Raw genomic sequence first — 26928 nt, forward strand, 5'->3', positions numbered from 1 at the left:
ATGCGCATTCAGGCCAGACTGCTGGGCACGCCCTTCGCGCTGATCGCTGCGCTTGCGGCCGGGATGGGCGGCTCCGCCCCCGTTGCGGCACAAGCGGTCGCGCCCTCGCCCCCCGTCGTCCAGATGAACAGCGGGCGCGGGCAGTTGATCGATCTGCCGGCGGCCATGACCGACGTGTTCGTCGCCGATGATCGCATCGCCGACGTGCAGGTCCGGTCAGCCCACCAGCTCTATGTCTTCGGCAAGACGCCGGGAGAGACCACCATCCACGCCGTGTCGCGAAGCGGCGCCACCGTCTATGCCGCGACCGTCCGGGTGGGGAACAACATCACCACCGTCGGCGACATGCTCGCGCTGGCGATGCCGGATGCGCAGATCACGGCCACGCCCATGAACAACATGGTGCTCCTGACCGGCACCGTCCGGTCGCCCGACGACATCGCCGAGGCGCAGACGCTGGCGCAGGCGTTCGTCGGCGCGAACACCCAGGTGCTCAGCCGGCTGAAGACGGCGACGCCGATGCAGGTCAACCTGCAGGTCCGCATCGCCGAGGTCAGCCGCAGCTACGTCAAGAACATCGGGGTCAACCTCCAGTCCAGCGACACCACCGGCGGCTTCCGGTTCAACATCGGCCAGGGCCGGCAGGGCACCGACGCCAGCTTTCCCAGCGCCCCGGAGATCGGCGGCACATTTGGTGCTGCCGGACGGCTGCTGGGCCTCGACCTGCTCGCCTCCCTCGACCTGGGGGAGCGCAACGGCCAGGTGACGACGCTTGCGAACCCGAACCTCACCGCGATTTCGGGCGAGACCGGCACGTTCCTGGCCGGCGGCGAGATCCCGGTCCCGATCGCCCAGGGCGGCAACAATGCGGCCATCTCGGTCGAGTACAAGCAATATGGCGTGAGCCTCGCCTATACGCCGACGGTGCTGTCGGACGGCCGCATCACCCTGCGCGTCCGCCCCGAAGTTTCGCAGATCACCACGACCGGCGCGGTCGAGGTCAACAACATCACCATCCCGGCGCTGACCACCCGCCGGGCAGAGACGACGGTCGAGCTCGGCTCGGGCCAGAGCTTCATGATCGCGGGGCTCTTGTCCAACAGCCATGACAATTCGATCAGCCAGACGCCGTTCCTGGCCAATCTGCCGATCATCGGCTCGCTGTTCCGCTCCAACGCGTTCCAGCGCAACGAGACCGAATTGGTGATCGTGATCACCCCCTATCTGGTGAAGCCGGTGGACGCGAACCAGATCGTGCTGCCGACCGATGGCTATCGTGCGCCCAACGATGCCGAGCGGGTGCTGTGGGGACAGCCTGCCAGCCGCGCGTCCGAAGGCTCGCGCCCCGTCCCCACCCTGGCGCCCCCGGCGGCGAGTGCGCCCGTACTCGGCGCAGCGCTTCCTGCGGGCCCGAACCTGCCGGTGCTGGCCGAGGATGGCGCGGGCAAGCGCAAGAAGCAAAAGGCGCCCGCGACCCCGGGCTTCAGCAACCCATGACGCAGCCGTTGGAGAAGAACATGTCCTCGCGTCTCGCAGTTCTGGCGCTGTGCGCTCCGGCCCTGCTTCTCACCGCCTGCAACCCGCGGGCGAGCCGCGGCATCGAATCGGTCCATCAGCCGGTCGTGTCCCGCACCGACTATGTGCTCGACCTGGGCACTACCCCCTATGGTCTCGCCGAGGGTGAGGCAGGCCGGTTGGCCGGGTGGATGGCGTCGCTCGCCCCCGGCTATGGCGACCGCATCGCGGTCGAGGACCCGAGCAGGTCGACCGGAGCCCGCACGCAGGTGGCAAGCACGGTAGCCCGCTACGGGCTGCTGCTCGCCGACACCACCGCGACCAGCCGGGACGCGGTGGCGCCTGGAACCCTGCGGGTCGTGGTAACCCGCGCCTCGGCAAGTGTCCCGACTTGTCCGCAGGTGGACGCCTATGGCGCCTACACCTTCGACTCGCATACCGCCGCCAACCACGGCTGCGCGATCAATTCGAACCTGGCAGCGATGGTCGCCAATCCGGAGCACCTGATCCACGGCCAGCCGGGGACCGGTCTGGCCGATCCGCGCAACGCAGCGCGCGCGATCGCCGCCTATCGCAGAGCCGCGCCCACCGGCGGCGGCGGGACGGCGGTTGAATCCAGCGGCGCAAGCGGCGCCAGTGGGGCAAGCAGTATCGGCTCCAGCCCCAGCGGAACGGCGGGCAACTGATGCCGGATCGTTCAGCCAGCCGCGACCCCTTCGCCGGCTTCGTCACTGACGAAGCGTCCGCCGACGTCTTGCGCCCCGTGGTCCAGGCGCTCGGGTGGCAGGCCGACAAGGTACAGCGCGGCAATCTGCGCAGCGCCGTCCAGGCGCTTTCGGTCGCCTCGAGCCCGCACGTACTGTTCGTCGACCTGTCCGAATCGAGCGATCCGACCAACGACATCAATGCGCTGGCCGAGGTGTGCGAGCCCGGCACGGTGGTGATCGCCACGGGCCAGGTGAACGACGTGCGCCTGTACCGCGACCTCGTCGCCAGCGGCATTCAGGACTATCTGCTCAAGCCGCTCAACGCCGATGCGGTGCGCGACGCCTTCACCCAGGCACAGGCGATGCTTACCGCGCCCAAGGCGAATGATGCCGCCGCCGTCGAGCGGCCGCATTGCGCCGCGGTCGTGGTCGGCACCCGCGGCGGTGCGGGCGCCTCGACCGTGGCCACCTCGCTCGCCTGGCTGGTGAGCGAGCGCGCCCAGCGCAGCACGGCGCTGCTCGACCTCGACGTGCATTTCGGCACCGACGCGCTGGCGCTCGACTTGGAACCTGGCCGCGGCCTGACCGATGCGATCGAGAATCCCAGCCGCATCGACGGGCTGTTCATCGAACGCGCGATGGTGCGCGCGTCGGATCGACTGGCCGTGCTCTCCGCCGAAGCACCGATCAACAGCCCGATCCTTACCGACGGCAGCGTGTTCGGCCGCCTGCAGGAGGAGATGCGCAACAGCTTCGAATGCACGATCGTCGACCTGCCGCGCTCGATGCTCGTCAACCATCCGCAGCTGGCGCAAGGCATGCCGGTCGCCGTGGTGGTGACCGAATATACGCTTGCAGCGGCCCGCGACGCGATCCGCATCCTTGCCTGGTTCCGCAGCAACGTGCCCGAGGCGACGGTGCTGGTGGTCGCCAATCGCGTCCAGCCGGCGGCCCAGATGGAGATCAGCCGCAAGGAGTTCGAGACCTCGATCGAGCGTGGCGTCGACTATCAGCTGGTGTTCGATGCCAAGCTCGCCGCACAGGCCGCCAAGCTCGGTAAGCCGCTGGCGGAGGTCGGCAAGGGCTCCAAGACGGTTGCGCCGCTGGTCGAGCTGGCCGCCAGGCTGATCGAGATCACCGACGCAAGCGCAGGCGGCGGCTCACGCACCCTTGGCGGGCCGAAGGCAGCGGGCGGCGCTCCCTCGTTGCTGGGCAAGCTTGGGCTCCTGCGCTCGCGCGTCGGCGCCCGAGCCGGCAAGCGCTAGGATCAAGGTGATGCGGCGCCGCATGCACATCCGGGATAGGCGGGCATGAATCCACTGCCGATCCTGCTGCTGATCCTGGGGTCGGGATTGGTGTTGCTGCTGCTCGCGTTCGCCTTGATGGGCCCCTCGCCGGCAAAGGCACGGGCGCGGCGGCTGGCGGCCGTGCGCGAGCGGCATCTGCCCGCAACCGGCGGCGCCAGCATTGAAGCACAGATCCGGCGCATTACCACCGCGCGCGCCACGCGCGTCGACGTGGCTGCGGGGCGGCTGCTTCCCAATCCGGCCCAGCTCCAGAAACGATTGTCGATGACGGGCAAGAGCTGGACCGTGGGCCAGTACGGCCTGGCGACGCTTGGCATCGCGATCGGGTCGATGCTGTTCCTATGGTCCCAGGGCATGCCGCTGCTGCTGAGCCTGTTCGTCGGCCTGTTCCTGGGCGCGGGCGTGCCGCACAAGGTCGTCGGCATGGCCATCAATCGCCGCGTCAACAAGTTCACTGCCAAGTTCCCGGACGCGATCGAGCTGCTGGTACGCGGCTTGCGCTCCGGCCTGCCGATCACCGAGACCATGGGGGTGGTAGGCCAGGAAGTGCCGGGTCCGGTCGGCGAGGAGTTCCGCGCGGTGTCCGACCGGATGCGCATCGGCCGCACGCTCGACACGGCACTTCAGGAAACGGCCGATCGCATCGGCACGCCCGAGTTCCAGTTCTTCCTGATCACCATCGCCATCCAGCGCGAAACCGGCGGCAACCTGTCCGAGACGCTGAGCAACCTGGCGGACGTGTTGCGCAAGCGTTCGCAGATGAAGCTCAAGATCAAGGCGATGTCGTCGGAGTCCAAGGCCTCCGCCTACATCGTCGGCTCCCTGCCGTTCGTGGTGTTCGGGCTGATCTGGTTCGTGAACAGCGGCTATCTGTCCGCCTTCTTTTCCGACCAGCGGCTGATGATCATCGGTGCCGGCGGCTTCCTGTGGATGGGCATCGGCGCCTTTGTGATGGCCAAGATGGTCAGTTTCGAGATCTGATGCGATGCTGAGCAACCCCGAAGGCCCAACGATCATGGGCATCGACGTGCTGATGGTGGCGACGCTGCTGGCCGGTGTTGCGGCCTTTGCGGTGATGGTCGCCATCTATGCCGCGCTGTCGGTGCGCGATCCGATGGCCAAGCGGGTGAAGGCGCTCAACGAACGCCGCGAACAGCTGAAAGCCGGCATCACCGCGCCCGTCTCCCGCCGCCGCGCACAGTTGGTCAAGAAGAACGAGACGACCGACCGCATGCGCGCGCTGCTGTCGTCGCTGAAGGTGCTGCAGGACGAGCAGCTCAAGACCGCCCAGACCCAGCTGTTGCGCGCCGGCATCCGTTCGCGCGAATGGGCCGTGGCGGTGATCTTCGGCCGGCTGGTGCTGCCGATCCTGATCGGCGGCCCGGTGATCTTCCTGGTGTATGGGACCGACACATTCGCGGACTGGGGCGCGTTCAAATCCTATCTGCTGGTCGCAGGCTCCTTGATCGTGAGTTACAAGGCGCCCGACCTGTACCTGAAGAACCGCATCACCAAACGGTCGCAGGCGATCCGCAAGGGGCTTCCCGACGCGCTCGACCTCCTGGTGATCTGTGCCGAGGCGGGCCTGACCGTCGACGCGGCATTCGGGCGCGTGGCGCGCGAGCTGGGCCGCGCCTATCCCGAGCTGGGCGAGGAGTTCTCGCTTACCGCGATTGAGCTGGGCTTTCTTACCGAACGGCGTCAGGCGTTCGAGAACCTGACCCAGCGCATCGATCTGGACGCGATCCGCAGCGTCGCCACCACCATGATCCAGACCGAGAAATACGGCACGCCGCTGGCCTCCGCGCTGCGCGTGCTGTCAGGCGAGTTCCGCAACGAACGCATGATGCGCGCCGAGGAAAAGGCGGCAAGGCTGCCGGCGATCATGACGGTGCCGCTGATCCTGTTCATCCTGCCGACGCTGTTCGTGGTGATCCTGGGGCCCGCTGCCTGCTCGATTTCCGACACGCTGGTCACGAGCTGAGCGCCTCAAAGGAACGCACGCCGCGCCCGCGTCGTTGTGCCCCCGAACCGATCGGAGGCCGCCGCCATGCTGTTCCACACGCCCACCCAATATCTGGTCCTCGTGCTCTGCCTGGTGGCAGGCTGGCTGTTCGGCCTCGCCTCCAGTTCGGGCGGGCGCAAGTGGCGCGAGCGGCACCATGCCGAGGAGGTCGAGCACCGCCGCTACCGCGACGAGACCGTCGCCGAACTCAAGGCGCGCGACACCCGCATCCGCGAGCTTGAGGCCGAGCGTGACCGCGCCGTCCGCGCCGCCCCGGCGGGGACCGTGACGACCAGTGCGGTTCCGCTTGCCGCGGCATCCACCGCCGCGGTGGCCGCGACCAACGGCCACGACACGCATCGCCACGAAGGCAGCCTGGGCGGCTGGTTCGGCTGGGGCCGCGACAATCTGTCGCGTATCCGTGGCATTGACGAGGTCCGCGAGCGCGAACTGAACGATCGCGGCATCAAGACCTTCAAGGCGATCGAGACCATGACCGCGGAGGACGAGCAGGCGCTGGAAGTCCAGCTGCGTCTTGCCCCCGGCACCATCGCGCGCGACGGCTGGCGCGAGCAGGCGGCAATGATCCGCGAAGGTCGCGACGACGACCACGTCCGCCGCTGGGGGTGACGGCTTCAGGGGCAAGGACGCCCTTGCAACGCCCTCACCTACTCTCGCGGGATCCATCCTCGTGCTCCCGCGTAGGCGGGAGCCCAGGGGCCCGAGCACTGCACGCCGCGGTTCTGCTCGGCCCTGGATCCCTGCCTGCGCAGCGATACATTCTTATCTTGGGCGCCGCTGGAGACGCAGACTGCGCCCCCTCAGATCGTCACCCACTCCGTCCCGCCGGGCCAAAGCTGGTCCTCGATGCGGTCGCCAGCCAGGGTGAGCGCGGCGAGGATCGCCGCCACCACCAGCATGTCGAACAGCAGGATCGCCGCCCAGACGACATAGGGGTGGAAGGGTCCGATCGGATCGAACCCGTCCCGAGTCAGCTTCTGACCCTCGCCCGGGCGGCGCATGCTCATGCCTTCGTCTTCAACGCGGCCTGCGCTGCCGCAAGCCGCGCGATCGGCACGCGATAGGGGGAGGCCGAGACGTAATCGAGGCCAGTCCGCTCGCAAAACGCGATCGACGCCGGATCGCCGCCATGCTCGCCGCAGATGCCGAGCTTCACGTCCGGCCGCGTCTTGCGCCCGCGCTCCGCCGCGATCTCGATCAGCTCGCCCACGCCCTCGACGTCCAGGCTCACGAACGGATCGCGCGCATAGATGCCCTTGTCGACATAGGTGCCGAGGAAGCGTGCGGCGTCATCGCGGCTGACGCCCAGTGTCGTCTGCGTCAGATCGTTGGTGCCGAAGGAGAAGAACTCGCCCACCTCGGCGATCTCGCCCGCCTTGAGCGCCGCGCGCGGCAGCTCGATCATGGTGCCGACCAGATACTCGATCGTGCGGCCCTTCTCGGCGAACACGTCCTGGGCCGCCTTGTCGACGACCGCCTTCATCAGCTCGAGCTCCTTGCGCGTGCCGACCAGCGGGATCATCACCTCCGGGATCGGCGCCTCGCCCGATTTCTCCGCAACCTCGCACGCCGCCTCGAAGATGGCGCGCGCCTGCATCTCGTAGATCTCAGGGTAGGTCACGCCCAGGCGGCAGCCGCGATGGCCGAGCATGGGATTGAACTCATGGAGTTCGGCAGCCCGGCGCTTGAGCTGCTCGACGCCCACACCTGCGGCCTCCGCCACCTCGGCGAACTCCGCCTCCTGGTGCGGCAGGAACTCGTGCAGCGGCGGATCGAGCAGGCGGATCGTGCAGGGCAGCCCCGCCATCACCTCAAAGATCTCGATGAAGTCGCGGCGCTGCTCGGGCAGCAGCTTTTCGAGCGCGGCGCGGCGCCCCTTCTCGTCCTCCGCCAGGATCATCTGGCGCACGGCCGTGATGCGGCTGCCCTCGAAGAACATGTGCTCGGTGCGGCACAGCCCGATGCCCTCGGCACCGAAGTCGCGGGCGGTGCGGCAGTCGAGCGGCGTCTCCGCGTTCGCGCGCACCTTCAGGCGGCGGACGCCATCGGCCCACACCATCAGCGTCCCGAAGTCGCCGGCAAGCTCCGGCTGCACCGTCGGCACCGAGCCCGCCATCACCTCGCCGGTCGAGCCGTCGATGGTAAGCGTGTCGCCCTCGCGGATCTCGCGCGTGCCGACGCGCATCACGCGCGCACGGCTGTCGATCGCGAGCGAGCCTGCACCCGACACGCACGGCCGCCCCATGCCGCGGGCGACCACCGCCGCGTGGCTGGTCATGCCGCCGCGCGCCGTCAGGATGCCCTTGGCGGCGTGCATGCCGTGAATGTCCTCGGGGCTGGTCTCGACGCGCACCAGGATCACCGGCTCGCCGGTGGCGGAACGGCGCTCGGCGGTTTCGCTGTCGAACACGGCCACGCCCGAGGCGGCACCCGGCGACGCAGGCAGTCCCTTGGTCAGCACGTCGCGCGGCGCATCCGGATCGAGCGTCGGGTGGAGCAGCTGGTCGAGTGCCGCCGGGTCGACGCGCGCGACGGCTTCCTCGCGGGTGATCAGGCCTTCCTCGGCCATGTCGACCGCGATCTTGAGCGCCGCCTTGGCCGTGCGCTTGCCCGAGCGCGTCTGGAGCATCCAGAGCTTGCCCTGCTGCACCGTGAACTCGATGTCCTGCATGTCGCGGTAATGCCGCTCCAGCCGGTCGAACACCGCCGCCAGCTCGGCATAAGCGTCCGGCATCGCCTCTTCCATCGACAGCGGCTTGGCGCCCGCGCCCTCGCGTGCTGCCTTGGTCAGATACTGCGGCGTGCGGATGCCCGCGACCACGTCCTCGCCCTGCGCGTTGATCAGGAACTCACCGTAATAGGCGTTCTCGCCGGTCGCCGGGTTGCGCGTGAAGGCAACGCCCGTGGCCGAGGTGTCGCCCATGTTGCCGAACACCATCGCCTGCACGTTGACGGCGGTGCCCCAGTCGCCCGGAATGTCGTTCAGCCGGCGATAGACCTTGGCACGCTCCGCCTGCCAGGATCCGAACACCGCGCCGACCGCGCCCCACAGCTGGTCCTGCACGTCCTGCGGGAACGGCTTGCCCCACAGCTCCTCGACCAGCGCCTTGTACTCGGCGACCAGCGTCTGCCAGTCCTCCGCCGTCAGTTCGGTGTCGAGGTTGTAGCCATTGTCCTCCTTGGCGATCTCCAGCGCTTCCTCGAAGCGGCCGTGATCGAGCTCAAGCACGACGTCCGAATACATCTGGATGAAGCGGCGATAGCTGTCCCAGGCGAAGCGTGCGTCGCCCGACGCGGTCGCCAGCCCCTCGACCGTCTGGTCGTTGAGGCCCAGGTTCAGCACCGTGTCCATCATGCCCGGCATCGACACGCGCGCGCCCGAGCGGACCGACACCAGCAGCGGATCGGCGGCGTCGCCGAAGCGCTTGCCCGTCACGCCCTCGATGTGCGCGATCCCCTCGGCCACTTCCTGGCGCAGCGAGTCCGGGAAGCGCTGCCCCTCCTCGTAATAGCGCGTGCACATCTGAGTGGAGATGGTGAACCCCGGCGGCACCGGCAGACCGATCGATGCCATTTCCGCCAGGTTGGCGCCCTTGCCGCCAAGCAGCGTCTTGTCGCCGGAGCCCCCGTCGGAAACTCCGCCGCCAAAACGGTACACATACTGCGTCATCGTGGTTCCTTGCGTGGGTTGGAGTGCGTTCCCTGGGGAGGAGGATCACAAACCAGACCTTCGGACGAAGGATAGCATCAGCGCATCGGGCTGTCCGCTATCCTTCGATCCGGGAGAAATCGGCCACCCGGTGCACCGCCGCCCGCACCCGCGCCAGCAGCGCGAGCCGTGCCGTGCGCTTGGCGGGATCGGCGTCGTTGACGGTCACGTCGTCGAAGAAGCCGTCGATTGGCGCGCGCAAGGAAGCGAGCGCGGCCATAGCGCCTTCGAAATCCTCGTCGGCGATCGCCTTGGCCGCGCGCGGCTCGGCAACGTCGAGGGCCGCCATCAGCGCGTCCTCGGCAGGCTCGGGCTCGTACGACAGCGACTGCGCACGCTCGCTGCGCGCAAAGGCGGCGACGGAATCGGTGAACGCGCCCTGCTCCACCTCGACCAGCGGGTCTTCCTCGCCGGTCTGGGGAATGCCGTCAGGCTGGCCGCCGGCAAAGGGATGGCTGGTGCCGTCGTGCTCGGTCGTGCCCTGGCGGTCGACCGCCTGATTGGCCTCCTCGTCCTGGAAGCGCAGATTGCCCGGCGTGCCCGTGCTGCCCACCGGCACGGCCGACCCCGGCGCATCGGGGGCATTGGCGGCAACGCTGCGGTGGACGCCGATGGCCGCGCCCCGCGCTGCTCCCTCGGCTTCGCCGCTGACGTGCGCGGTACCCTCGCCGTTCGCGCCGCCCACCTGCCGTGCTCCGGCCTCGACCGGCGAGCGGGGCTCGTCCGGAACGGTGTAGCCTTCCTTCTTCAGGATGTTGGCCGCCCGCTTGTAGCCAGCGAGCAGGTTGGTGCCGTCCTCGGTGGTCACAAACCCCTGCAACGCATGCACCCGCGCCAGCAGCCGGACGAGATCGTCCTCGCCACCCAGCGCAAACACCGCGTCGATCAGGTCGTGGCGAACCCCCGCCTCACGCTGCTGCACCTTCAGACGATCGGCGAAGAAGTCGAGCACGTCCTCGCCTGCCACCTGCGAGAGAGGCAGCCGCAGCTTGTTGTCGAGCAGCAGCGCGATCACCCCGAGCGCCGAGCGCCGCAGCGCGAACGGATCCTTGGAGCCGCTCGGCTTGAGGTCCACGCCGAAGAACTGGGTGATGCTGTCCAGCTTGTCCGCCAGCGCCACTGCCACCGTCACCGGCGCGGTGGGCACGTCATCGCCCTGCCCCACCGGCTTGTAGTGATCGCGGATCGCCTCGGCCACTTCCTGCGGCTCACCCTGCGCGGCGGCATAATAGCCGCCCATCAGGCCCTGCAGTTCCGGGAACTCGCCGACCATGCCAGTGACGAGATCGGCCTTGGCGAGCCGCGCGGCGCGCTCGGCCATGTCGGCCAGCCGCTCGCGATCGGCACTCACCGTGCCCGCGGCGATGTCGCGCGCGTCGATCGGCGAGGACGACGGATCCAGCGGCAGTTCGACCTTTGCCGGCGCCTCGCCCGCGCCGACGATGCCCTGCTCCACCAGCCAGCGGGCGAGCTTGGCCACCCGCTCGACCTTGTCGGCGACGGTGCCGAGCTTTTCGTGGAAGACGATCTTCTCGAGCTTGGGGGTCAGGTCCTCCAGCCGCGTCTTCAGGTCCGTCTCGTAGAAAAACTTGGCGTCCGACAGCCGCGCGGCGAGCACCTTGCGGTTGCCCTCGACGATCTTGTCACCGCCATCCTCGGGGTCGATGTTGGCGGTGCAGACGAACGCGCTCGCGAGCTTGCCCTCGGCATCGCGGCAGACAAAATACTTCTGGTTCACGCGCGCGGTGAGCTGGATCACCTCGGGCGGCACCGAGAGATAGCTCTCGTCGAAACGGCCGAGCAGCGGCATCGGGAATTCGGTGAGGCCGGCGTTCTCGAACAGCAGCCCCTCGTCCTCGACCAGCGTCAGGCCAGCACTCTGCGCGGCAAGCTTTGCCCCCACCGCGATGCTCGCCCGGCGCTCGGCGCCGTCGACGATCACATGGCAGGCGCGCAGCTTCTCGACATAGTCGTGTGCCGATCCGATGGTGATGACGCCCGGGTGGTGGAAGCGATGCCCGAGCGTCGCCGCGCCCGACGATACGCCGAACACCTCGAACGGCACCACCGTGTCGTCGAGCAGCGCGACGATGCCCTGCAGCGGGCGCACCCAGCGCGGGCTCTCGGTCGACACCGACGGCGCGCCCCAGCGCATCGCCTTGGGCCACGGGAACGCGCGCACGACCGCCGGAACCGCCTCGGCCAGCACCTCGGCCGTCGCACGTCCCGGCTTGTCGGTGACCGCGAACAGCACGCCGTCGCGCTCGACCAGATCCTCGCGGGTGAGGCCGGTCTTGCGCAGGAACCCCTCCAGCGCCTGCGGCGGCGCGGAGGCACGCGGCCCCTTCACTTCCTCGCGCACGGCTTCGGTCGCGAGCGGCAGGCCGCGCGCGATCAGCGCCAGCCGGCGCGGGCTGGCATAGGTGACGATCTCCGCCGCCTTCAGCCCCGCCTTGCCGAGCTCGGCCGCGAACAGCTTGGCCAGGTCCTCGCGCGCCCGCTCCTGCATGCGCGCCGGGATTTCCTCCGAGCGGAGTTCGAGAAGAAAGTCGCTCATGCCGTCCACCCCGGGAAGCGTGCCTGCCATTCGGGCGTCTTCTTCTCGATCCACGCAGCGCACGCGCCCTTCGCAAGATCGCGCACCCGGCCGATATAGGCCTGGCGCTCGGCGACCGAGATCACCCCGCGCGCCTGCAACAGGTTGAAGGTGTGGCTGGCCTTGATCGCCTGTTCGTACGCCGGGATCGGAAGGCCCGCGGCAAGGCAGCGCTCACACTCGGCTGCGGCCTTGCGGAACTGGTCGAACAACGTGTCGGTGTCGGCGACCTCGAAGTTCCAGGTCGACATCTGGACCTCGTTCTCATGGAACACGTCGCCATAGGTGACGCCCGCGTCGTTGAACGCCAGATCGTACACCGAATCCTTGTTCTGGATGTACATGGCGAGGCGTTCCAGGCCGTAGGTCAGCTCGCCCGCCACCGGCTTGCAGTCGAACCCGCCCATCTGCTGGAAATAGGTGAACTGGGTGACTTCCATGCCATCGCACCAGACTTCCCAGCCCAGGCCCCAGGCGCCCAGCGTCGGCGACTCCCAGTCGTCCTCCACGAAGCGGATGTCGTGGCGGGTGAAGTCGATGCCGATCGCCGCCAGCGAGCCCAGGTACAGCTCCTGCAAATCCGCCGGGCTCGGCTTCAGGATCACCTGATACTGGTAATAATGCTGCAGCCGGTTCGGGTTCTCGCCATAGCGTCCGTCGGTCGGACGGCGGCACGGCTGGACGAACGCGGCGTTCCACGGCTCCGGCCCCAGCGCGCGCAGCGTCGTGGCGGTGTGGAAGGTGCCGGCGCCCATCTCCATGTCGTACGGCTGGAGGATGAGACAGCCCCGATCGCTCCAATAGTCATGGAGCGTGAGGATCATGCGCTGGAAGCTGAGTGGCTCGGACACGGCCGCGCTTTGACCCATGGCCCGAAGGGGGTCAAGCATCCACCCCGGCCGAAGGCGCCGAGACGGGCGCGATTTCGGGCCGTGCCCGTGGGGCTACGGCTGCCTACCGAAGATCAGACGGGGATGCGCACGGCACGTCGCTGGCCGTCCAGTCGAAGTCGTAGGTGGTCGGCACCGTCTCCCCCTTGCCGACGCCCGCCTCCTTGCCGAGCGGATCATAGAAGATCCACCCCATGCTGTTGTCGAACGCAGCGATCCGGGCGTTGTCGCGCTGTGCGGTCGCCACGTCGACCTCCGGCTGTTCGACCCGCGACCCTCGGATCATGCGCAGCGCCCCGTCGCGCAGCTCCCAGGCGCGATGATAGCTGCGCCCGAACACGCGGGTATCGAAGCTGGGCTTGGCGGACCAGTGCTCGGCGCGCGTCGCGCTCGGCAGCCGCACCGTGGTGGCGTGACACGTATACTCGGGCCGGGTGTAGAAGGGCGCATCCGACGTCTCGCCCGGCGCCCGCACCCGACGCTCGGGCGGGTTGAAACCGCCGCCCGGCAGCGCCAGCGATTTGGCGCCCATGCTGCCGTCCTCCCAGTTCACCGTCCCGGTGCCGCTGATGGTCAGGATGCTGGCGCCCGCCTTCTGGTCATAGCGCCATTGCACGTCGTCGATCGACTGCCAGACCTCTCCCACCGCGTTCTGGCGGAATCCGGCGAGCAGCTGCGCCGGAGAAATCGATGCGAACTGCATCTGCTTCTGCAATCCCGCGAGGCCCCGGACAATCTCGGTCGTCACGATCCGCGCAGGCTTGTCGAAGCCGGCCCGCGCATCGATCTCGAACAGGTTGATCTCGTCCGGTGTGGTCGCCGGCTGCCACGCCAGTTTCTCGATGGCGCTGCCTTTTGCGGTGACCGGCAGCGCCCAGCCGATCGGATAGACCGGCCGCGCGCTCGGCCCCGCAACCGGCGGGAGCGTCCCGTCGAGCCAATAGGTCTGGCCATCGATCTGCGCGCGGACCAGCACATGGTCGAACAACTGCGGCAGCGGCAGGCGCTGGTCGAAGCCGTCGTCCATTCCGCTGGAGTTGACCAGCACCGGCTCCGCCGGAATGCCCATTTCCGCCAGCAGCGCCAGCAGCAGCACCGTCTTTCCCTTGCAGTCGCCATATCGGCGCTGCCAGGTCTCGTCCGCGGTAGCCGGGATCAGATTGCCGCCGTTCAGCCCGACATAGATGTAGCGCACGTCCTGCTGCACCAGCTTCAGTGCGGCGGCTGCGCGATCGAGCGGTCGCGCCTGTGCGGCAGCGATGCGGGCGGCCTCCTGCCTGATGGCAGAATTGGCCGCAAGCGTTCCGGCCTTGGCGAACAGCGGCGCGAAATGGCGGGACATCGCGCCCCAATCCGCAAAGTCGCTATATTCCACCGTCCGCTGCCACGAATAGCGGGGCGGCGCATCCTTGGGCGGCGACACGAGCGCGGGATTGTCGAAGCGGAAATGCACCGCACGCTCACCCTTCGCCATCGCCGCGGTCATGTCCGGCGTCATCTTCAGGGCGGGCTCGCGCCCCTGCTCCCAACTCAGCCCCAGATGGTAACGGCCCGGTGCCGGGGCCGGTGCGAGCAGCAGGAATCCGGCTTCATTGTGGCCCAGCCCGGGATCGTTCGAAAAGGTCGTGAGGTCGACCTCCAGCTCGTCGCCGACGCGCAGGTCCGGCACGCGGAGCACGGCCGTCAACGTCCCGTCCAGCCTCGCCGCCTCCAGCTGGTCCTCGCGGCGCAGGATCTCGAACGACGCGCCCTTCAGGACGTCGGTGGCCTGGCCGTCGCGAAACAGCGTGATGCCATGCACGATCGGCGCTCCCGCACCGGGGTTCCAGGCAATGGCGATGTTGCCGAGCTGCAGCGCGCTCGAGTCCAGTATTTTGATGCGATAGCCCAGATACTGCGCCTGCCCCTTGTCGCCGAGATGGACCTCGACATCCTGGCGGCGCAGGAACACCGGACCGCTGACCGTCTCCGGCACCGGCAGCAATTCGGACGGGGTCACCCAAGCCGGGGGCGGACCGCGACGCACCTGTTCGGATTGCGCATAGGCGGGGCCAGCAACCAGCAACGACCCCGCAATCAGCAAGCCAGCACGCACCCTCATCGCTATCCCCCCGTCCCCTGGCCCTTGTTGTGGCAGAAGCGCCGCGCCGTGCAAGGCTCGGGCCTCACTGGAGCGACCGTGGACCGGACAACCAGCATGCTTTGCGCGAGAATTGCTCGTCCCGCTTCAGCTTGCCCGCATCCCCCTGTAAGGCTCGCCTATGCCGCTCGTCCGCCTGCTCCTGGCAGCCTCCGCCCTGTTCTTTGCCGGTCCGGCCGCGCGTCCAGCGGGGCCGCCCGCGCAGCCGGCGCTCTGGGCAGTGCGCGACGCCGATACGGTCGTCTATCTGTTCGGCTCGGTGCATGAGCTGCGCCCCGATCTTGCCTGGTTCCAGGGGCCGGTGCGCCGGGCGTTCGAGGCGAGCAACACGCTGGTGCTCGAATTGGTCGCCCCGCCGGAGGCGGAGGTGCAGGCGGCACTCCGCCGGGCAGCGCCGCCCGCCGACACGCCGCCCCTCCCCCAGCGTCTGCCGCCGGGCTATGCCGAGAAGCTCGCCGCCGCGACGCGCGCTGCCGGCTATCCCGATGGCGCGTTCGACCGCATGGACCCGTGGCTCGCCGCAACGTCGCTTTCCATCCTGCCGCTGCGCCGCACCGGCTATCGCCGGGAAGCCGGAGTGGAAGCGGTGCTCACCGCTGCCGCAAAGGCCGCCGGCAAGCCGGTCGAAGGCCTCGAGACACAGGGCGATCAGATCGCGATGTTCGACCAACTGCCCGAAGCCGAGCAGATCGCGATGCTCACGCGCGTCCTCGACGGCCAGGATCGCGCCACCGACGTGATGCGCCGCACCGCCGAAGCCTGGAGCGGCGGCGACACCGATGCGCTGGCGGCAATCGTCGCAGAGGATTTGCGCCAGACCTCCGACGCCGTGCAGCAGCGGGTGCTCGCCGACCGCAACGCCGCCTGGGCAGCCTGGATCGCGGGTCGCATGGTAAGGCCCGGGACGGTGTTCATGGCTGTCGGCACCGGTCACCTCGTCGGCACGGGTTCGCTGCAGGACGCGCTTGCCGCCAAAGGCCTGCGCGTCCGCCGGCTCACCCCGGCGACGCCCTGAGGACGTCAACGACACCCGCAGCGGTGCCGACAGCACCGCCGGCTCGAATAATGGAGGACGGCCCGAAAAAGCGCTGCCACCAGCTCTCCAGCACGGCTCCGCACGTCCTGCCCGAGCAGCGACCGCAGGCGATCCTTGAACAGATGGATCACGCCGCTGCCAGCTACCGCCGCCATCAAGAACTTGGCACCCGCGCCCGCCCCAATACCGGGGCGCGGGGAGATCCACCCAGACCACGTCCCCGTCGCGCTCAACACCCGGGATCGCTTGACGCCGCTGGCGAACCACCCGCGGTTGGAGCGATGCGCCAGCAAGTCGCGCCGGTACCCACCTCTGATCGCCCCGCGTCCGCGAACTGCTGAGCATACCAGCCCTGCCTCCCGGCAGCGCCCGGCCCTTGTCCGAGAGGCCTTGTCAAAGAAGTGCAGTTCCTTCGCCGGTCGGATGAAGACGCCGGGGTGCTGGCTCGGCAGATGGTGGATTCAGGTGGTGCCGCGCTCGTCGCGCCGAGCACCAGGACGTCGATCGGCAGCGCCGACTCAGGGGCGTGAGGCCCCGGTCAGAAACGCGAAGGGCCGGCTCAGGGGCGCAAGCCGCCACCCTTGGTGCTTGCGCGCCCCTCACCGCACTCGCCGCGCGAGATAGAGCATGTCCCGGAACCGCGAGCGGTACGGGATCACCAGAGGAACGGGTTGCCCCAGCAGCTTCTTCACCGCCGCCTTGGCCGCCCAGCTGGCCGTATCCAGCCGCACCAGATCGCGGCGGTACGGCTCGAACCCCGCTTCGCTCAAAAAGGCGTCGAGCTGGGGACGGCCGGCAAACACCAGATGGTCCGGCAGGTCGAGCCGATCCGGATAACTTTGCGCACTGTCGAGTTCGGCGCCGTTGCCGGTCATCAGCACCAGCGTGCCTCCCGGACGCACCAGCCGCCGCACATCGGCCAGGAACGCGCCCGGATCCGGCAGGTGCGAGAACACGTTGATCAGCGACACGAAGTCGAAGCTCTCGGACAGCTGCGCCAGCTTGTCCGACGTAACCGGAAGGCCGCGCGCCCGCGCATGCGCCGCCTTTGCCGCCATCGGCTCGATGCCGCGGATGCGCGACCCGGCCGGCAGCACGTCGCGAAGCGCCTCGATCAGCTCGCCGAAACCGGCCCCGATATCGAGCCAGGACACCGGATCCTGGCCCAACTCGCCGGCCAGAACCCGCCGCATCCGCGCCTCATATCGCGCCAGCTTGCGCCGGCTGGGCGCGTACACGACCGACAATGCGCCTGCCTCGTGCCGGTGCTGTCCCGTGCGCGTCGCCTCGCTGATCATGTCGTCCGCCGGCCGCGGCGAGACATAGACGAGCCCGCAGCCCACGCACTTCACGGCCGAATAGCCGTTTTCGCAGCCCCAGCCCCATGCCTCGCGGCGGTTGCACAAGGGACAGGGGACGGCGACCTGCGCCGCCAGCGACGCCATCGGCTCCTCGCCCACAGAGGCACCGGCCCCGCTGCATGCGGGACCGGTCCCCTGAGAGACCAGCCGGAGTGCCCGAGCCTCGCTCACGCAGCCAGCGAAAGGCCGCCGGTGTAACCCAGGCTCTCGAGATAATCCTCGAGCGCGGCGACCTGGTTGTGCTGCGCAGTGTTGTGTTTGGCCGTCACGACGTCCGCCAGCCACAGGTCCTGAGTCGACCCGTTGTCGGAGGTCAGCGTGAGCCGCACGTCCAGGTGTTCGCCGTCCGCATACAGGCTGTCGGGAAGCTCGGCGAACGTCGCGCCGGTGATGGTCACGCCATTCTTGAGGACCAGCGCGTCTTCCTTCGGCAAGTTGAAGTCCTTGATGATATCGACCGTGCCATCGGAGTAGTTGAAGTCGTCGAACACGAACTTGTCGGCGCCGTACCCGCCGAACAGGAAATCGCTTCCCGATCCGCCGAAGAGGATATCGTCCCCCGAGTCGCCTTGCAGATAGTCGTCGCCCGCCTGGCCGGCGAGATTATCGTCGCCCGAACCGCCCTTGATCAGGTCAGATCCGTACGTACCGTTGAGACGATCATTGCCGGCATCGCCGCTCAAGACATCGCTGCCGTTGCCATCGGCGACGATGACACTGTCACCCGGACCTCCATTGTAATAGGCCATTGCTTCCTCCCGAACATGCGCGCGAGATCGGCCCCCAGGCCCCTTACCTGGAACAGAATAGCCGAGGTTCAAACAAGAAGACGCGCTTGAGATCGAATATCGTTAAAGACACTTTTCTGACAATCAGAACGGCAGGTCTTTCCGGCGAGATTGCTCCACAAGGGGTGCGATATCTTCCTCCGGAATGGATCTAATGTTCGAGTCACCCACCCGCGCCGACCAGCGCCAGCAATTCGCCCGCCACCTCGTCCCAGTCAGCCACGCCGCCCCGTGCGCCGCGGCCGCGGGCCAAGGCCGCACGGAGCGCCCGCTCGGCACTCGCCGGCTGCTCCGGATCATAGCCGAGGGCGCCCGGCACCGCTGCCACCGCGAAGTCGGGACCGACCACCGGCAGGCCGCAATAGCGGTATTGCAGATTTTTCAGGCTCGACTCCGCCAGATAGGCGAGCCCCGGCACACGGCGGTACAGGGCCAGGCCGACATCCGCATGCTGGACAAACGGCACCACAGCCTCAAACGGCTGTTCGCCCCAAGCGGTGAGGTTGGCGGGCGCCTCGAAATCCAGCGCGGTGCGGCCGAAATAGTGGAAGCGCACTTCCGGAAAGGATCTGACCAGTCGCTCCAGCAACGGCTGGTCGAGCATCATGTCGCCGATCAGCACCGCGTTGGGCCCTGTCGGATAGGGCGAGCGTGAATCGGTGTCGAATGCGCGCCGATCGATGCCGTGCCGGACCAGCGCCGCACGTGCATCCGGCAGATCATCCAGCAAGTCGGCCGCGGGAACCCGCACCAGATCATAGCGTGGCGCATCCGTTCGCAGCCGATGCTGCAACCCCGGATGCATGCCGATCACCGTCAGCCGATCGTTCATGCTGTACAGAATGCGGGCGTCCCGCGCGACGCGTCGAACGCGTCGAAACAGCGCAACCGCGGCACAACTCTCGATCACCACCAGCTGGGCGTGTCGCAAGGGCCGCACCACAGCCCACGGCAACAACGCGCCATAAGCGGCGATCAGGGGTGCCGCGAGCCACTGGCGCAGCCGCCCGGTTGCTCCCACCGGATGGACAGGCGGCACCCACAGGAACCCGCGCATGCCGTCGGCATCATACCAACGGTTCCACCGGGCATTGCCGCGCATCGCCAGATGGTTGCTGCGCCGCAGGCGGGTCAGCCAGCTCAGCTGGGTGGTGACGACATGGACCTGATACCCGCGTCGGGCGAGCGCCTCCGCAAGGAACACCATGCTGGTCTTGCGCCCCCCCAGCCCGATCGTCTGCTGGGTGAACAGAAATGCGCTGCCCAAGTCGGCGCCCCCACTGCCCCCACTTTGCGCCCGAAGAGCTTCGACCGACATTCCACCCCCAAGAGCCCACCGCATCCACAAACAACCTCTGAAAGGTCTCGCGCGGTGCGGATATGATCAAGCAGTGATAGGTTCAAATCTGCCGAAGTTGCTGAGGGCCTGACCTTCTCTACTGACCGATTGCTTTGTACTTCTTGGGCATGACGGAGACGAGTTCGATCGCTGAGTGGTGGCGCCGGGTGAAGCAGGTGGGAAACCACATCCTGCTTTGGGCGCTGAACGAACGTCCGCGGGAAACGGCGGCGTCAGCGGCGGCACCTTCCCGCGCGAGCACCGCCGCGATGCCCGTGAACCGGCGTCCGTCAGATACATCCGATCCGGAGCTGCTTCGCCCGTCGGCCCCGCCGGACTCCGTTCCCGCCACCCCTGCGCACCGCTTCGCCGAAGCGATGGGCGCTCGCTCCCGCCGCGCCCGCGTCATTGCCGCGTTCAACGCATCCCAGCCGGTGGACGACCGCTACGAACTGCTCGGCCGCATGGGCGAGCTCAACCGGCTGGTCGATGGTGTGGTGGAGCGGCGGCAGCACGCGGTGATCTTCGGCGCGCGCGGGTCGGGCAAGACGTCGCTCGCGCGGATCTTCGGCGACCTGGCGGACGAGGCGGAATGCGTCGCCATCTACCATGCCGCGACCGGCGACACGGGCTTCGCCGAACTACTGCGCCCCTATCTCCCGTTTCTGGTGGCAGAAGCGCGGCCCGCCGCGCGCGCCGCGCTTGCGGCGCTGGCGGAACAGGAGTTCACCGCGCGCGCCTTTGTCAGCGCGGCGGCCCCGGCGCTCACCCGGCGCCTGTTCCTGATCATCGACGAGTTCGACCGCATTGCCCTGCCGGAAGCCAAGGCACAGGTCGCCAGCCTCCTGAAACTCCTGTCCGATACCCGCGCCCCCATACAGGTCCTGCTGGTCGGCATCGCGGCCGACGTGGACGACCTGCTCGAGGCGCATCCGTCGCTGCGCCGGCACCTGGTCGCCGTTCCGGTGCGCCCCTTTGGCGCGCATGCAGTGGAAGCGGTGATTGCCGAAGGCGAGCGGCGCAGCGGCATCGTCTTTCCCCGGCAAGCGCGGGCGCAGATCGGCGCAGCGGCGGCGGGCTCCCCTTATCACGTGCGGCTGTTCTGTCAGGCGGCGGGTCTGGCAGCGGTAGAGCGGGGCAGCACCAGCGTGGACATGGCGGCCGTGCGCGCCGGCCTGCGCGCCAGCCTGGACGACTGGGCGAGCGTCAACGCGTCGGCCGCGGCGCTGTTCGAGCAGTTGTGCAGCCGTGGCGACCTGCGCGAACGACTCCGGGCTGCAGCGTGCGATGGCGCTGCGTACCAGAGGATTGCCGCCGATCGAGTCCCGCAAGCGCTCGCCCCCGCGCTGTCGTTTACGGCGGACGGCGATGCGGTCTTCGCGGACTCGCTCGCACCGCAGTTCCTGCTCGCGCGACTGCAACTTGCCGCTGAAGCGTCGCCATCCACCATGGCGGCGGCCGAATGATCTGCATCGGGAGAATGCCAGGATGAGACTGCGCTCCACGGCCCTCGGCCCAAGCCTGCACGGGATCTTCCCTACCGGCAGCAGCGCCGCAGCCGGCAATCGGGAACCAGATGCGGAGCGGATTGCGCAAGAGGAAGCGGCCGATGCGCGAGAAGCCATGCTTGCGTTCCAGCAGCCCGCGGCCAGCGCTACCGTCGGCGCCACCGCCAACGTCGGTGCCGCGGCATCATTCGCGGCGTGGGACCCGGCAGCAGGCGAAGCATTGCCGGCCGACCGCACCGAAGCGTCCCTGCTCGCTCCCGGAGACCCGCGGATCGACCCGCGCGTCGTCGCCGCCTTTGCCGCCGACGGGGCGGCCGTGGCGGGCATGCGGGACCTGCGAAGTGCGCTCACCAGCCGGTGGCACGCGGATGCATCGGACGAACGTCGCGCCGTCGCCTTGGTCGGGGTGGATCCGGACGTCGATGTCGCCACGGTCGCCGCGAACCTGGCCGTCGGCACCGCACAACTCGGGTGGCGAACCTTGCTGGTGGACGGCGATCTCCAGGCGCCGGTGCAGGATGCGCTGTTCCGCCTGCCCAATCAGGCCGGGCTCTCGACGCTGATCGAGCAACCGGGCGTCGGTCGGGCCCCCATCCTGCCCACGGCCATCGATCGCCTGCACCTCCTTCCTGCCGGGCCGTGCTCGGCCAATGCCGGCGCGTTGATCGAGCGGCAGCCACTGCTCCAGGTTCTCGACGGCCGGATCGGGCGCCAGCGGCTGGTGCTGCTCAGCCTGCCTGCCCGCGCGCCGTCGAGCCGCTTCGGTGCGGCGGACGTCATCCTGGACGGCTTCGACGGCACCATCGTGGTCGCGACTCGGAACCGTTCCGGCTTGCGCCAGCTCCAGCGGCTCACCGGGCTGCTGGAGGACGGCGGCGTCCCCGTGCTCGCAACCGCAGTGCTGCCATGATCCTCCGGCTGGCGCTCGCCGTTGCGATAACCGGCGGGATGTTGGCGGTCGGTACCACACAGGCCCCGCCCGCGGGCATGCTCGCCTCCACCCAGCCTGCTACCCCAACCGGCGCGGGGCCACGTCTCACCGGCGTCAACCTCGCCGGCGGCGAGTTCACCCCCGGTCGCCGCCCCGGAACCTATGGCAAGGACTATATCTACCCGTCCGCCGCCGACCTCGCTTCCTTTGCCCAGGCGGGGATGAACATCGTGCGCCTGCCGGTCCGGTGGGAACGGGTGCAGCCAGGCCTCTCCGGCCCGCTATCCGCCGAGGAGGTGCAGCGCCTGGATATGGTGGTGAGCAACGCCGCGGCCTATCGGCTCCACGTCCTCCTCGATGTGCACAACTATGGCCGATACGCCGGTCGCAGCGTCACGGAGCCGGCAGTGGCGAAGGGACTGGCGGACCTGTGGGCGCGGCTTGCCCGCCATTACAAGGGCCAGCCGGTGGCGTTCGGGCTGATGAACGAGCCGAACGGGATCGCCGCTGCGGACTGGCGCAGGATCGTCGATCGCGTCGTTGCCGCGATCCGCACGACCGGCGCCCGCAACCTGATCCTGGTGCCCGGCACCAAATGGACCGGCGCGCATAGCTGGACGCGCACCGGCGGCGGCGGCTCCAATGCCGAAGCGTTTGCGGGCTTCCGCGATCCCGGCGGCAATTTCGCGTTTGAAATGCACCAGTATCTGGACAGTGACTCATCCGGCACCCATCCGGGCTGCGGCGGCCCCGATACCGGTGCCGAGCGGCTGCGCGCTGCAACTGCCTGGCTCCGGTCGGAGCATGCGCGCGGTTTCCTGGGCGAGTTCGGCGCAGGGCCTGACGCCGCCTGCCTGCAGACGCTGGACTACATGCTGACCTACCTCGACCGCAACGGCGATGTGTGGACAGGCTGGACCTATTGGGCGGCAGGACCATGGTGGCCGGAAAGCTATAGGTTCAGCGTCCAGCCGACCCGAGGCGGCATGGAGCGGCCGCAGATGCGTGTGCTGCGCGAGCATCTGGCACGATAGTCGGCGCCTTCGGTGCGCGATCGCGCTTTGACCGCAATCGCGCGCCCGGGGTGCGCGGCGCCTTCGGGTCCTAAGAAGCGCGATGCCACCGGCCGGCGCCCGAATCGGCAACTACGCCAAGAGGTGCGCGCCGGCAGCTTCCAAAAGCACCGCTTTGGCCATCCCAACTTCTGATTTGCACAAATCGCCTCTTGTGGGTCCCTTCTAAAGTTCCGCTTTCGCTCACCCAAGATCTCCCCGGCACGGACGCTGTAAATGGCCCTATTGCGCCTTGTGCAGGGGCAGAGCTTCCGCCAACTCCCGCTCCATGCACGCGCTTTCGCCCAAGACCTGGCACCCGGGTTCCGACCTGACTCACCTCCAGCGGCTGGAGGCGGAAAGCATCCACATCCTGCGGGAAGTGGTGGCGGAGACGGAGCGGCCGGTGATGCTCTATTCCGTGGGCAAGGACTCGGCGGTGATGCTGCACCTGGCCAAAAAGGCTTTCTTTCCCGCGCCGCCCCCGTTCCCGCTGCTCCATGTCGACACGACCTGGAAGTTCCGCGCGATGTACGCGCTGCGGGAAAAGGCGGCAGCCGACGCGGGCATGGAGCTGCTGGTCCACCACAATCCGGACGCGGTGGCGCGCGGCATCAACCCGTTCGACCATGGCAGCCTGCATACCGACCTCTGGAAGACCGAGGGGCTGAAGCAGGCGCTCGACAAATATGGCTTCGATGCAGCCTTCGGCGGCGCCCGCCGCGACGAGGAGAAGAGCCGCGCCAAGGAGCGCGTGTTCAGCTTCCGCTCGGCTAGCCACCGCTGGGATCCCAAGGCGCAGCGGCCGGAGCTCTGGCGGCTCTACAACGCGCGCAAGGCCAAGGGAGAGTCGATCCGCGTCTTTCCGCTCTCCAATTGGACCGAGCTCGACATCTGGCAATATATCCTTGCCGAGGGGATCGAGATCGTGCCGCTCTACTTCGCCGCCCCGCGCCCCACCGTCGAGCGCGACGGCATGCTGCTGATGGTGGACGACGAGCGCTTCCCGCTGCGCCCGGGCGAGACCCCCGTCGAACGCTCGATCCGGTTTCGCACCCTCGGCTGCTACCCCCTGACCGGCGCGGTGGAGAGCGAGGCGTCGACGCTGCCCGAGGTGATCCAGGAGATGCTGCTCACCACCACCTCGGAGCGCCAGGGCCGCGCGATCGACAAGGACGAAGCCGGCGCCGGCATGGAGAAGAAGAAGCAGGAAGGCTATTTCTGATGCGGGCCGCCTCCCTTCTCCTCCGTCACCCTGACCTTGTTTCAGGGTCCATTCCTCCCCGTGCACCGACGCCGCCTGCGGCGCGGTGGATGCTGAAGCAAGTTCAGCATGACGAGGCCTGCTGATGTCCGTGCTCGACGATCCGATCTACCAGACCGAGGCCCTCATCGCCGAGGACATCCACGCCTATCTGGAGGCGCACCAGAACAAGACGCTGCTGCGCTTCATCACCTGCGGGTCGGTGGACGACGGCAAGTCGACGCTGATCGGCCGCCTCCTCTACGATTCGAAGATGATCTTCGAGGATCAGCTGGCCGCGCTGGAAAGCGACAGCCGCCGCATCGGCACCCAGGGGCAGAATATCGACTTCGCGCTGCTGGTCGACGGCCTCGCCGCCGAGCGCGAGCAGGGCATCACGATCGACGTCGCCTATCGCTTCTTTGCGACCGAGAAGCGCAAGTTCATCGTCGCCGACACGCCCGGGCATGAGCAGTATACGCGCAACATGGTGACCGGCGCCTCCACCGCCGACCTGGCCGTGATTCTGATCGACGGCCGCAAGGGCGTCCTCACCCAGACCCGCCGCCACAGCTATCTCGCCCACCTGATCGGCATCCGCCACATCGTGCTGGCGGTGAACAAGATGGACCTGGTCGGCTATGACGCGGATCGGTTCGCGGAGATCGTCGCCGACTATCGCGCGTTTGCGAGCTCGATCGGCATCGAGGACTTCACCGCCATCCCGATCTCGGGCCTTGGCGGCGACAACATCGCCAGCCGTTCGGATCAGACGCCCTGGTACGAGGGCCCGACGCTGATCGAGCATCTGGAGACGGTCGAGGTCGACCTTGCCACCGACCGCCGCCGCCCGTTCCGCATGCCGGTGCAGTGGGTCAACCGCCCCAACCTCGACTTCCGCGGCTTTGCCGGCCTGATCGCCAGCGGCACCGTGAAGCCGGGGGATGCGGTGCGTGTGCTGCCGTCGGGCCGCACCTCCACCATCGCCCGCATCGTCACCATGGACGGCGACCTGGAAGAGGCCGGCGCCGGCCAGTCGGTCACCCTGACGCTCGCGGACGAGATCGACTGCTCGCGTGGCGACGTGCTGGTCGCGGCCGACGCGCCCCCACAGGTCGCCGACCAGTTCCAGGCGACGATCGTGTGGATGGATGCCGAGGATCTGCTCCCCGGCCGCGGCTATTGGATGAAGATCGGCACCCGCACCGTCAGCGCGACGGTGCAGCCGCCGAAGCATGCGGTCGACGTCAACACGATGGCCGAGCTTTCCGTGAAAACGCTGGGCCTCAACGACATCGGCGTGGCGGAGGTCTATACCGACCGCGGCATCGCGTTCGAACCCTATGCCGACAACCGCGACCTTGGCGGGTTCATCCTGATCGACAAGCTGACCAACGCGACGGTCGCTGCCGGCATGCTGCAGTTCGCGCTCCGCCGCAGCCAGAACGTGCATTGGCAGGCGGTCGAGATCACGCGGGAGGCGCACGCCGCCCAGAAGCATCAGGCACCCAAGGTGCTGTGGTTCACCGGCCTGTCCGGTTCGGGCAAGTCGACCATCGCCAATCTGGTCGAGAAGCGGCTGCATGCGCTTGGCAAACACAGCTTCCTGCTCGACGGCGACAATATCCGCCACGGCCTCAACAAGGACCTGGGCTTCACCGACGCCGACCGCGTCGAGAACGTCCGCCGCGTCGGCGAGGTGGCGAAGCTGATGGCCGATGCCGGGCTGATCGTGCTCACCGCCTTCATCTCGCCGTTCCGCGCCGAACGCGAGCTGGTGCGCGGCATGCTGCCCGAGGGCGAGTTCGTCGAAGTGTTCATCGACACGCCGCTCGCGGTCGCCGAGGCTCGCGACGTGAAGGGCCTCTATCGCAAGGCACGCGCCGGCGAGCTCAAGAACTTCACCGGCATCGACAGCCCCTATGAGCCGCCCGAAGCGCCCGACATCCATGTCAACACGACGCAGGAAACACCGGAAGCTGCCGCCGAACGGATCGTCGCACAGCTGCTCGGGACGCCCGCGTGACGACACTGGCAGAGGACGCCGCGCTTGCACGCCGCATCGCCGAGGGCGCCGGCCGGCTGCTGATGGAGATCCGCGGCTCCGGCCTGTTCGCGGGCAAGGGGCTCGGCCGCGCCGGGGATCAGGTCGCCAATCGCTTCATCCTGGAGGCGTTGGCGCAGGCGCGGCCGGACGATGCCGTCCTGTCCGAAGAAGAGAAGGACGATGCCGCCCGGCTCGCGGCCGAGCGGGTGTGGATCGTCGACCCGCTCGACGGCACCCGCGAATATGGCGAAGGACGCAGCGACTGGGCGGTGCATGTAGCGCTTTGCATCGGCGGACGCGCGGCGGCGGGCGCGGTGGCGCTGCCAGGGCTGGGCGTGACGCTCGGCTCGGACCAGCCGCCGGCGCTGCCACCCGCCCACGCCGGCGCGCCGCGCATGCTGGTCAGCCGCAGCCGTCCCGCCGAACAGGCGGTGGTCGTCGCGCAGGCGATCGGCGCCGAGCTGATCGCGATGGGATCCGCGGGCGCCAAGGCGATGGCGGTCGTGCGCGGCGAGGCCGACATCTACCTCCACACCGGGGGGCAATATGAATGGGACAATTGCGCGCCGGTGGCGGTTGCGGCCGCGGCCGGGTTCCACGTCAGCCGCATTGACGGACAGCCGCTCGCCTATAACCAGCCCGATCCCTATCTTCCCGACCTGCTGATCTGCCGGCATGAGGAGGCGCCGCGCCTGCTCGCGCTGGTGGCCGAGCGACCGGCCTAGCTGGCCGG

General features: G+C 68.4%; 21 protein-coding genes. 13 read left to right on the plus strand and 8 right to left on the minus strand.

Annotated features, from left to right (window positions below; all coding sequences use genetic code 11):
• From LK533_RS09385 to LK533_RS09410, 6 genes are all read left to right on the plus strand, one after another.
• Positions 1-1497, plus strand: coding sequence for a type II and III secretion system protein family protein (locus LK533_RS09385; protein ID WP_420705839.1), 1497 nt, complete (start codon positions 1-3; stop codon positions 1495-1497).
• Positions 1494-2201, plus strand: a complete 708-nt coding sequence (locus tag LK533_RS09390; RefSeq protein WP_229362535.1) for a CpaD family pilus assembly lipoprotein — start codon at positions 1494-1496, stop codon at positions 2199-2201. The genes LK533_RS09385 and LK533_RS09390 overlap by 4 nt, the downstream gene beginning before the upstream one ends.
• A complete protein-coding gene (locus LK533_RS09395) occupies positions 2201-3487 on the plus strand; it encodes an AAA family ATPase (RefSeq protein WP_229362536.1) in 1287 nt (428 codons plus the stop codon). The genes LK533_RS09390 and LK533_RS09395 overlap by 1 nt, the downstream gene beginning before the upstream one ends.
• A gap of 45 nt (positions 3488-3532) precedes the next feature.
• Complete coding sequence (locus tag LK533_RS09400) at positions 3533-4510, plus strand: type II secretion system F family protein (RefSeq protein ID WP_229362537.1); 978 nt, start codon at positions 3533-3535, stop codon at positions 4508-4510.
• Positions 4511-4514: 4 nt separating this feature from the next.
• Positions 4515-5513 (plus strand): type II secretion system F family protein, encoded by a 999-nt coding sequence (locus LK533_RS09405; RefSeq protein ID WP_229362538.1) that lies wholly within the window; start codon positions 4515-4517, stop codon positions 5511-5513.
• A gap of 66 nt (positions 5514-5579) precedes the next feature.
• Entirely contained in the window at positions 5580-6164 is a 585-nt protein-coding gene (locus LK533_RS09410) for a hypothetical protein (RefSeq protein WP_229362539.1), read from the plus strand.
• Positions 6165-6355: 191 nt separating this feature from the next.
• On the opposite strand, the gene LK533_RS09415 is transcribed toward LK533_RS09410, so the two are convergent.
• From LK533_RS09415 to LK533_RS09435, 5 genes are all read right to left on the minus strand, one after another.
• Positions 6356-6562: a hypothetical protein gene (locus LK533_RS09415; RefSeq protein WP_229362540.1), complete on the minus strand. Its 207-nt coding sequence runs from the start codon at positions 6560-6562 to the stop codon at positions 6356-6358.
• Complete coding sequence (ppdK, locus tag LK533_RS09420; RefSeq protein WP_229362541.1) at positions 6559-9225, minus strand: pyruvate, phosphate dikinase; 2667 nt, start codon at positions 9223-9225, stop codon at positions 6559-6561. Before ppdK ends, LK533_RS09415 begins: the two co-directional genes overlap by 4 nt.
• 97 nt (positions 9226-9322) lie before the next feature.
• A complete protein-coding gene (gene glyS / locus LK533_RS09425) occupies positions 9323-11821 on the minus strand; it encodes a glycine--tRNA ligase subunit beta (protein ID WP_229362542.1) in 2499 nt (832 codons plus the stop codon).
• On the minus strand, positions 11818-12684 hold the full coding sequence (locus LK533_RS09430) for a glycine--tRNA ligase subunit alpha (protein ID WP_125959237.1): 867 nt from the start codon (positions 12682-12684) through the stop codon (positions 11818-11820). Before LK533_RS09430 ends, glyS begins: the two co-directional genes overlap by 4 nt.
• Before the next feature lie 130 nt (positions 12685-12814).
• A complete protein-coding gene (locus LK533_RS09435; RefSeq protein WP_229362544.1) occupies positions 12815-14851 on the minus strand; it encodes a DUF3857 domain-containing transglutaminase family protein in 2037 nt (678 codons plus the stop codon).
• A gap of 160 nt (positions 14852-15011) precedes the next feature.
• Between LK533_RS09435 and LK533_RS09440 the strand changes: the two genes are divergently transcribed.
• Positions 15012-15905, plus strand: coding sequence for a TraB/GumN family protein (locus tag LK533_RS09440; protein ID WP_229362545.1), 894 nt, complete (start codon positions 15012-15014; stop codon positions 15903-15905).
• A 620-nt stretch (positions 15906-16525) separates the two neighbouring features.
• On the opposite strand, the gene LK533_RS09445 is transcribed toward LK533_RS09440, so the two are convergent.
• From LK533_RS09445 to LK533_RS09455, 3 genes are all read right to left on the minus strand, one after another.
• Positions 16526-17371: a class I SAM-dependent methyltransferase gene (locus tag LK533_RS09445; protein ID WP_229362546.1), complete on the minus strand. Its 846-nt coding sequence runs from the start codon at positions 17369-17371 to the stop codon at positions 16526-16528.
• Positions 17372-17454: 83 nt separating this feature from the next.
• Positions 17455-18108, minus strand: coding sequence for a hypothetical protein (locus LK533_RS17825; RefSeq protein WP_324255281.1), 654 nt, complete (start codon positions 18106-18108; stop codon positions 17455-17457).
• Positions 18109-18238: 130 nt separating this feature from the next.
• On the minus strand, positions 18239-19342 hold the full coding sequence (locus LK533_RS09455; RefSeq protein WP_229362547.1) for a hypothetical protein: 1104 nt from the start codon (positions 19340-19342) through the stop codon (positions 18239-18241).
• A 449-nt stretch (positions 19343-19791) separates the two neighbouring features.
• Between LK533_RS09455 and LK533_RS09460 the strand changes: the two genes are divergently transcribed.
• The 6 genes from LK533_RS09460 (at position 19792) to LK533_RS09485 (ending at position 26920) form a co-directional block, all read left to right on the plus strand.
• A complete protein-coding gene (locus LK533_RS09460; RefSeq protein ID WP_229362548.1) occupies positions 19792-20880 on the plus strand; it encodes an ATP-binding protein in 1089 nt (362 codons plus the stop codon).
• A 157-nt stretch (positions 20881-21037) separates the two neighbouring features.
• A complete protein-coding gene (locus LK533_RS09465) occupies positions 21038-21832 on the plus strand; it encodes a hypothetical protein (RefSeq protein ID WP_229362549.1) in 795 nt (264 codons plus the stop codon).
• Between the two features lie 77 nt (positions 21833-21909).
• A complete protein-coding gene (locus tag LK533_RS09470; protein WP_229362550.1) occupies positions 21910-22887 on the plus strand; it encodes a glycoside hydrolase family 5 protein in 978 nt (325 codons plus the stop codon).
• Between the two features lie 307 nt (positions 22888-23194).
• Positions 23195-24130, plus strand: a complete 936-nt coding sequence (gene cysD / locus LK533_RS09475; protein WP_229362551.1) for a sulfate adenylyltransferase subunit CysD — start codon at positions 23195-23197, stop codon at positions 24128-24130.
• 124 nt (positions 24131-24254) lie between these two features.
• Positions 24255-26174 (plus strand): sulfate adenylyltransferase subunit CysN, encoded by a 1920-nt coding sequence (gene cysN / locus LK533_RS09480; RefSeq protein ID WP_267495317.1) that lies wholly within the window; start codon positions 24255-24257, stop codon positions 26172-26174.
• Positions 26171-26920, plus strand: a complete 750-nt coding sequence (locus tag LK533_RS09485; RefSeq protein ID WP_420705840.1) for a 3'(2'),5'-bisphosphate nucleotidase CysQ — start codon at positions 26171-26173, stop codon at positions 26918-26920. Before cysN ends, LK533_RS09485 begins: the two co-directional genes overlap by 4 nt.
• Positions 26921-26928: the final 8 nt, after the last annotated feature.

The sequence above is a fragment of the Sphingomonas sp. PL-96 genome (genome assembly GCF_020707215.1).
Taxonomy (GTDB): domain Bacteria; phylum Pseudomonadota; class Alphaproteobacteria; order Sphingomonadales; family Sphingomonadaceae; genus Sphingomonas.

Coding starts and splice junctions, on each gene's coding strand:
- glyS (WP_229362542.1), bottom strand. CDS start 11,821: ATGAGCGACTTTCTTCTCGAACTCCGCTCGGAGGAAATCCCGGCGCGC.
- LK533_RS09410 (WP_229362539.1), top strand. CDS start 5,580: ATGCTGTTCCACACGCCCACCCAATATCTGGTCCTCGTGCTCTGCCTG.
- LK533_RS09460 (WP_229362548.1), top strand. CDS start 19,792: ATGGGCGCTCGCTCCCGCCGCGCCCGCGTCATTGCCGCGTTCAACGCA.
- LK533_RS09445 (WP_229362546.1), bottom strand. CDS start 17,371: ATGGCGTCGCTGGCGGCGCAGGTCGCCGTCCCCTGTCCCTTGTGCAAC.
- LK533_RS09385 (WP_420705839.1), top strand. CDS start 1: ATGCGCATTCAGGCCAGACTGCTGGGCACGCCCTTCGCGCTGATCGCT.
- LK533_RS09400 (WP_229362537.1), top strand. CDS start 3,533: ATGAATCCACTGCCGATCCTGCTGCTGATCCTGGGGTCGGGATTGGTG.
- cysN (WP_267495317.1), top strand. CDS start 24,255: ATGTCCGTGCTCGACGATCCGATCTACCAGACCGAGGCCCTCATCGCC.
- LK533_RS09395 (WP_229362536.1), top strand. CDS start 2,201: ATGCCGGATCGTTCAGCCAGCCGCGACCCCTTCGCCGGCTTCGTCACT.
- LK533_RS09440 (WP_229362545.1), top strand. CDS start 15,012: ATGCCGCTCGTCCGCCTGCTCCTGGCAGCCTCCGCCCTGTTCTTTGCC.
- LK533_RS09430 (WP_125959237.1), bottom strand. CDS start 12,684: ATGATCCTCACGCTCCATGACTATTGGAGCGATCGGGGCTGTCTCATC.
- LK533_RS09405 (WP_229362538.1), top strand. CDS start 4,515: ATGCTGAGCAACCCCGAAGGCCCAACGATCATGGGCATCGACGTGCTG.
- ppdK (WP_229362541.1), bottom strand. CDS start 9,225: ATGACGCAGTATGTGTACCGTTTTGGCGGCGGAGTTTCCGACGGGGGC.
- LK533_RS09435 (WP_229362544.1), bottom strand. CDS start 14,851: ATGAGGGTGCGTGCTGGCTTGCTGATTGCGGGGTCGTTGCTGGTTGCT.
- LK533_RS09390 (WP_229362535.1), top strand. CDS start 1,494: ATGACGCAGCCGTTGGAGAAGAACATGTCCTCGCGTCTCGCAGTTCTG.
- LK533_RS09415 (WP_229362540.1), bottom strand. CDS start 6,562: ATGAGCATGCGCCGCCCGGGCGAGGGTCAGAAGCTGACTCGGGACGGG.
- cysD (WP_229362551.1), top strand. CDS start 23,195: ATGCACGCGCTTTCGCCCAAGACCTGGCACCCGGGTTCCGACCTGACT.
- LK533_RS09465 (WP_229362549.1), top strand. CDS start 21,038: ATGCTTGCGTTCCAGCAGCCCGCGGCCAGCGCTACCGTCGGCGCCACC.
- LK533_RS09470 (WP_229362550.1), top strand. CDS start 21,910: ATGCTCGCCTCCACCCAGCCTGCTACCCCAACCGGCGCGGGGCCACGT.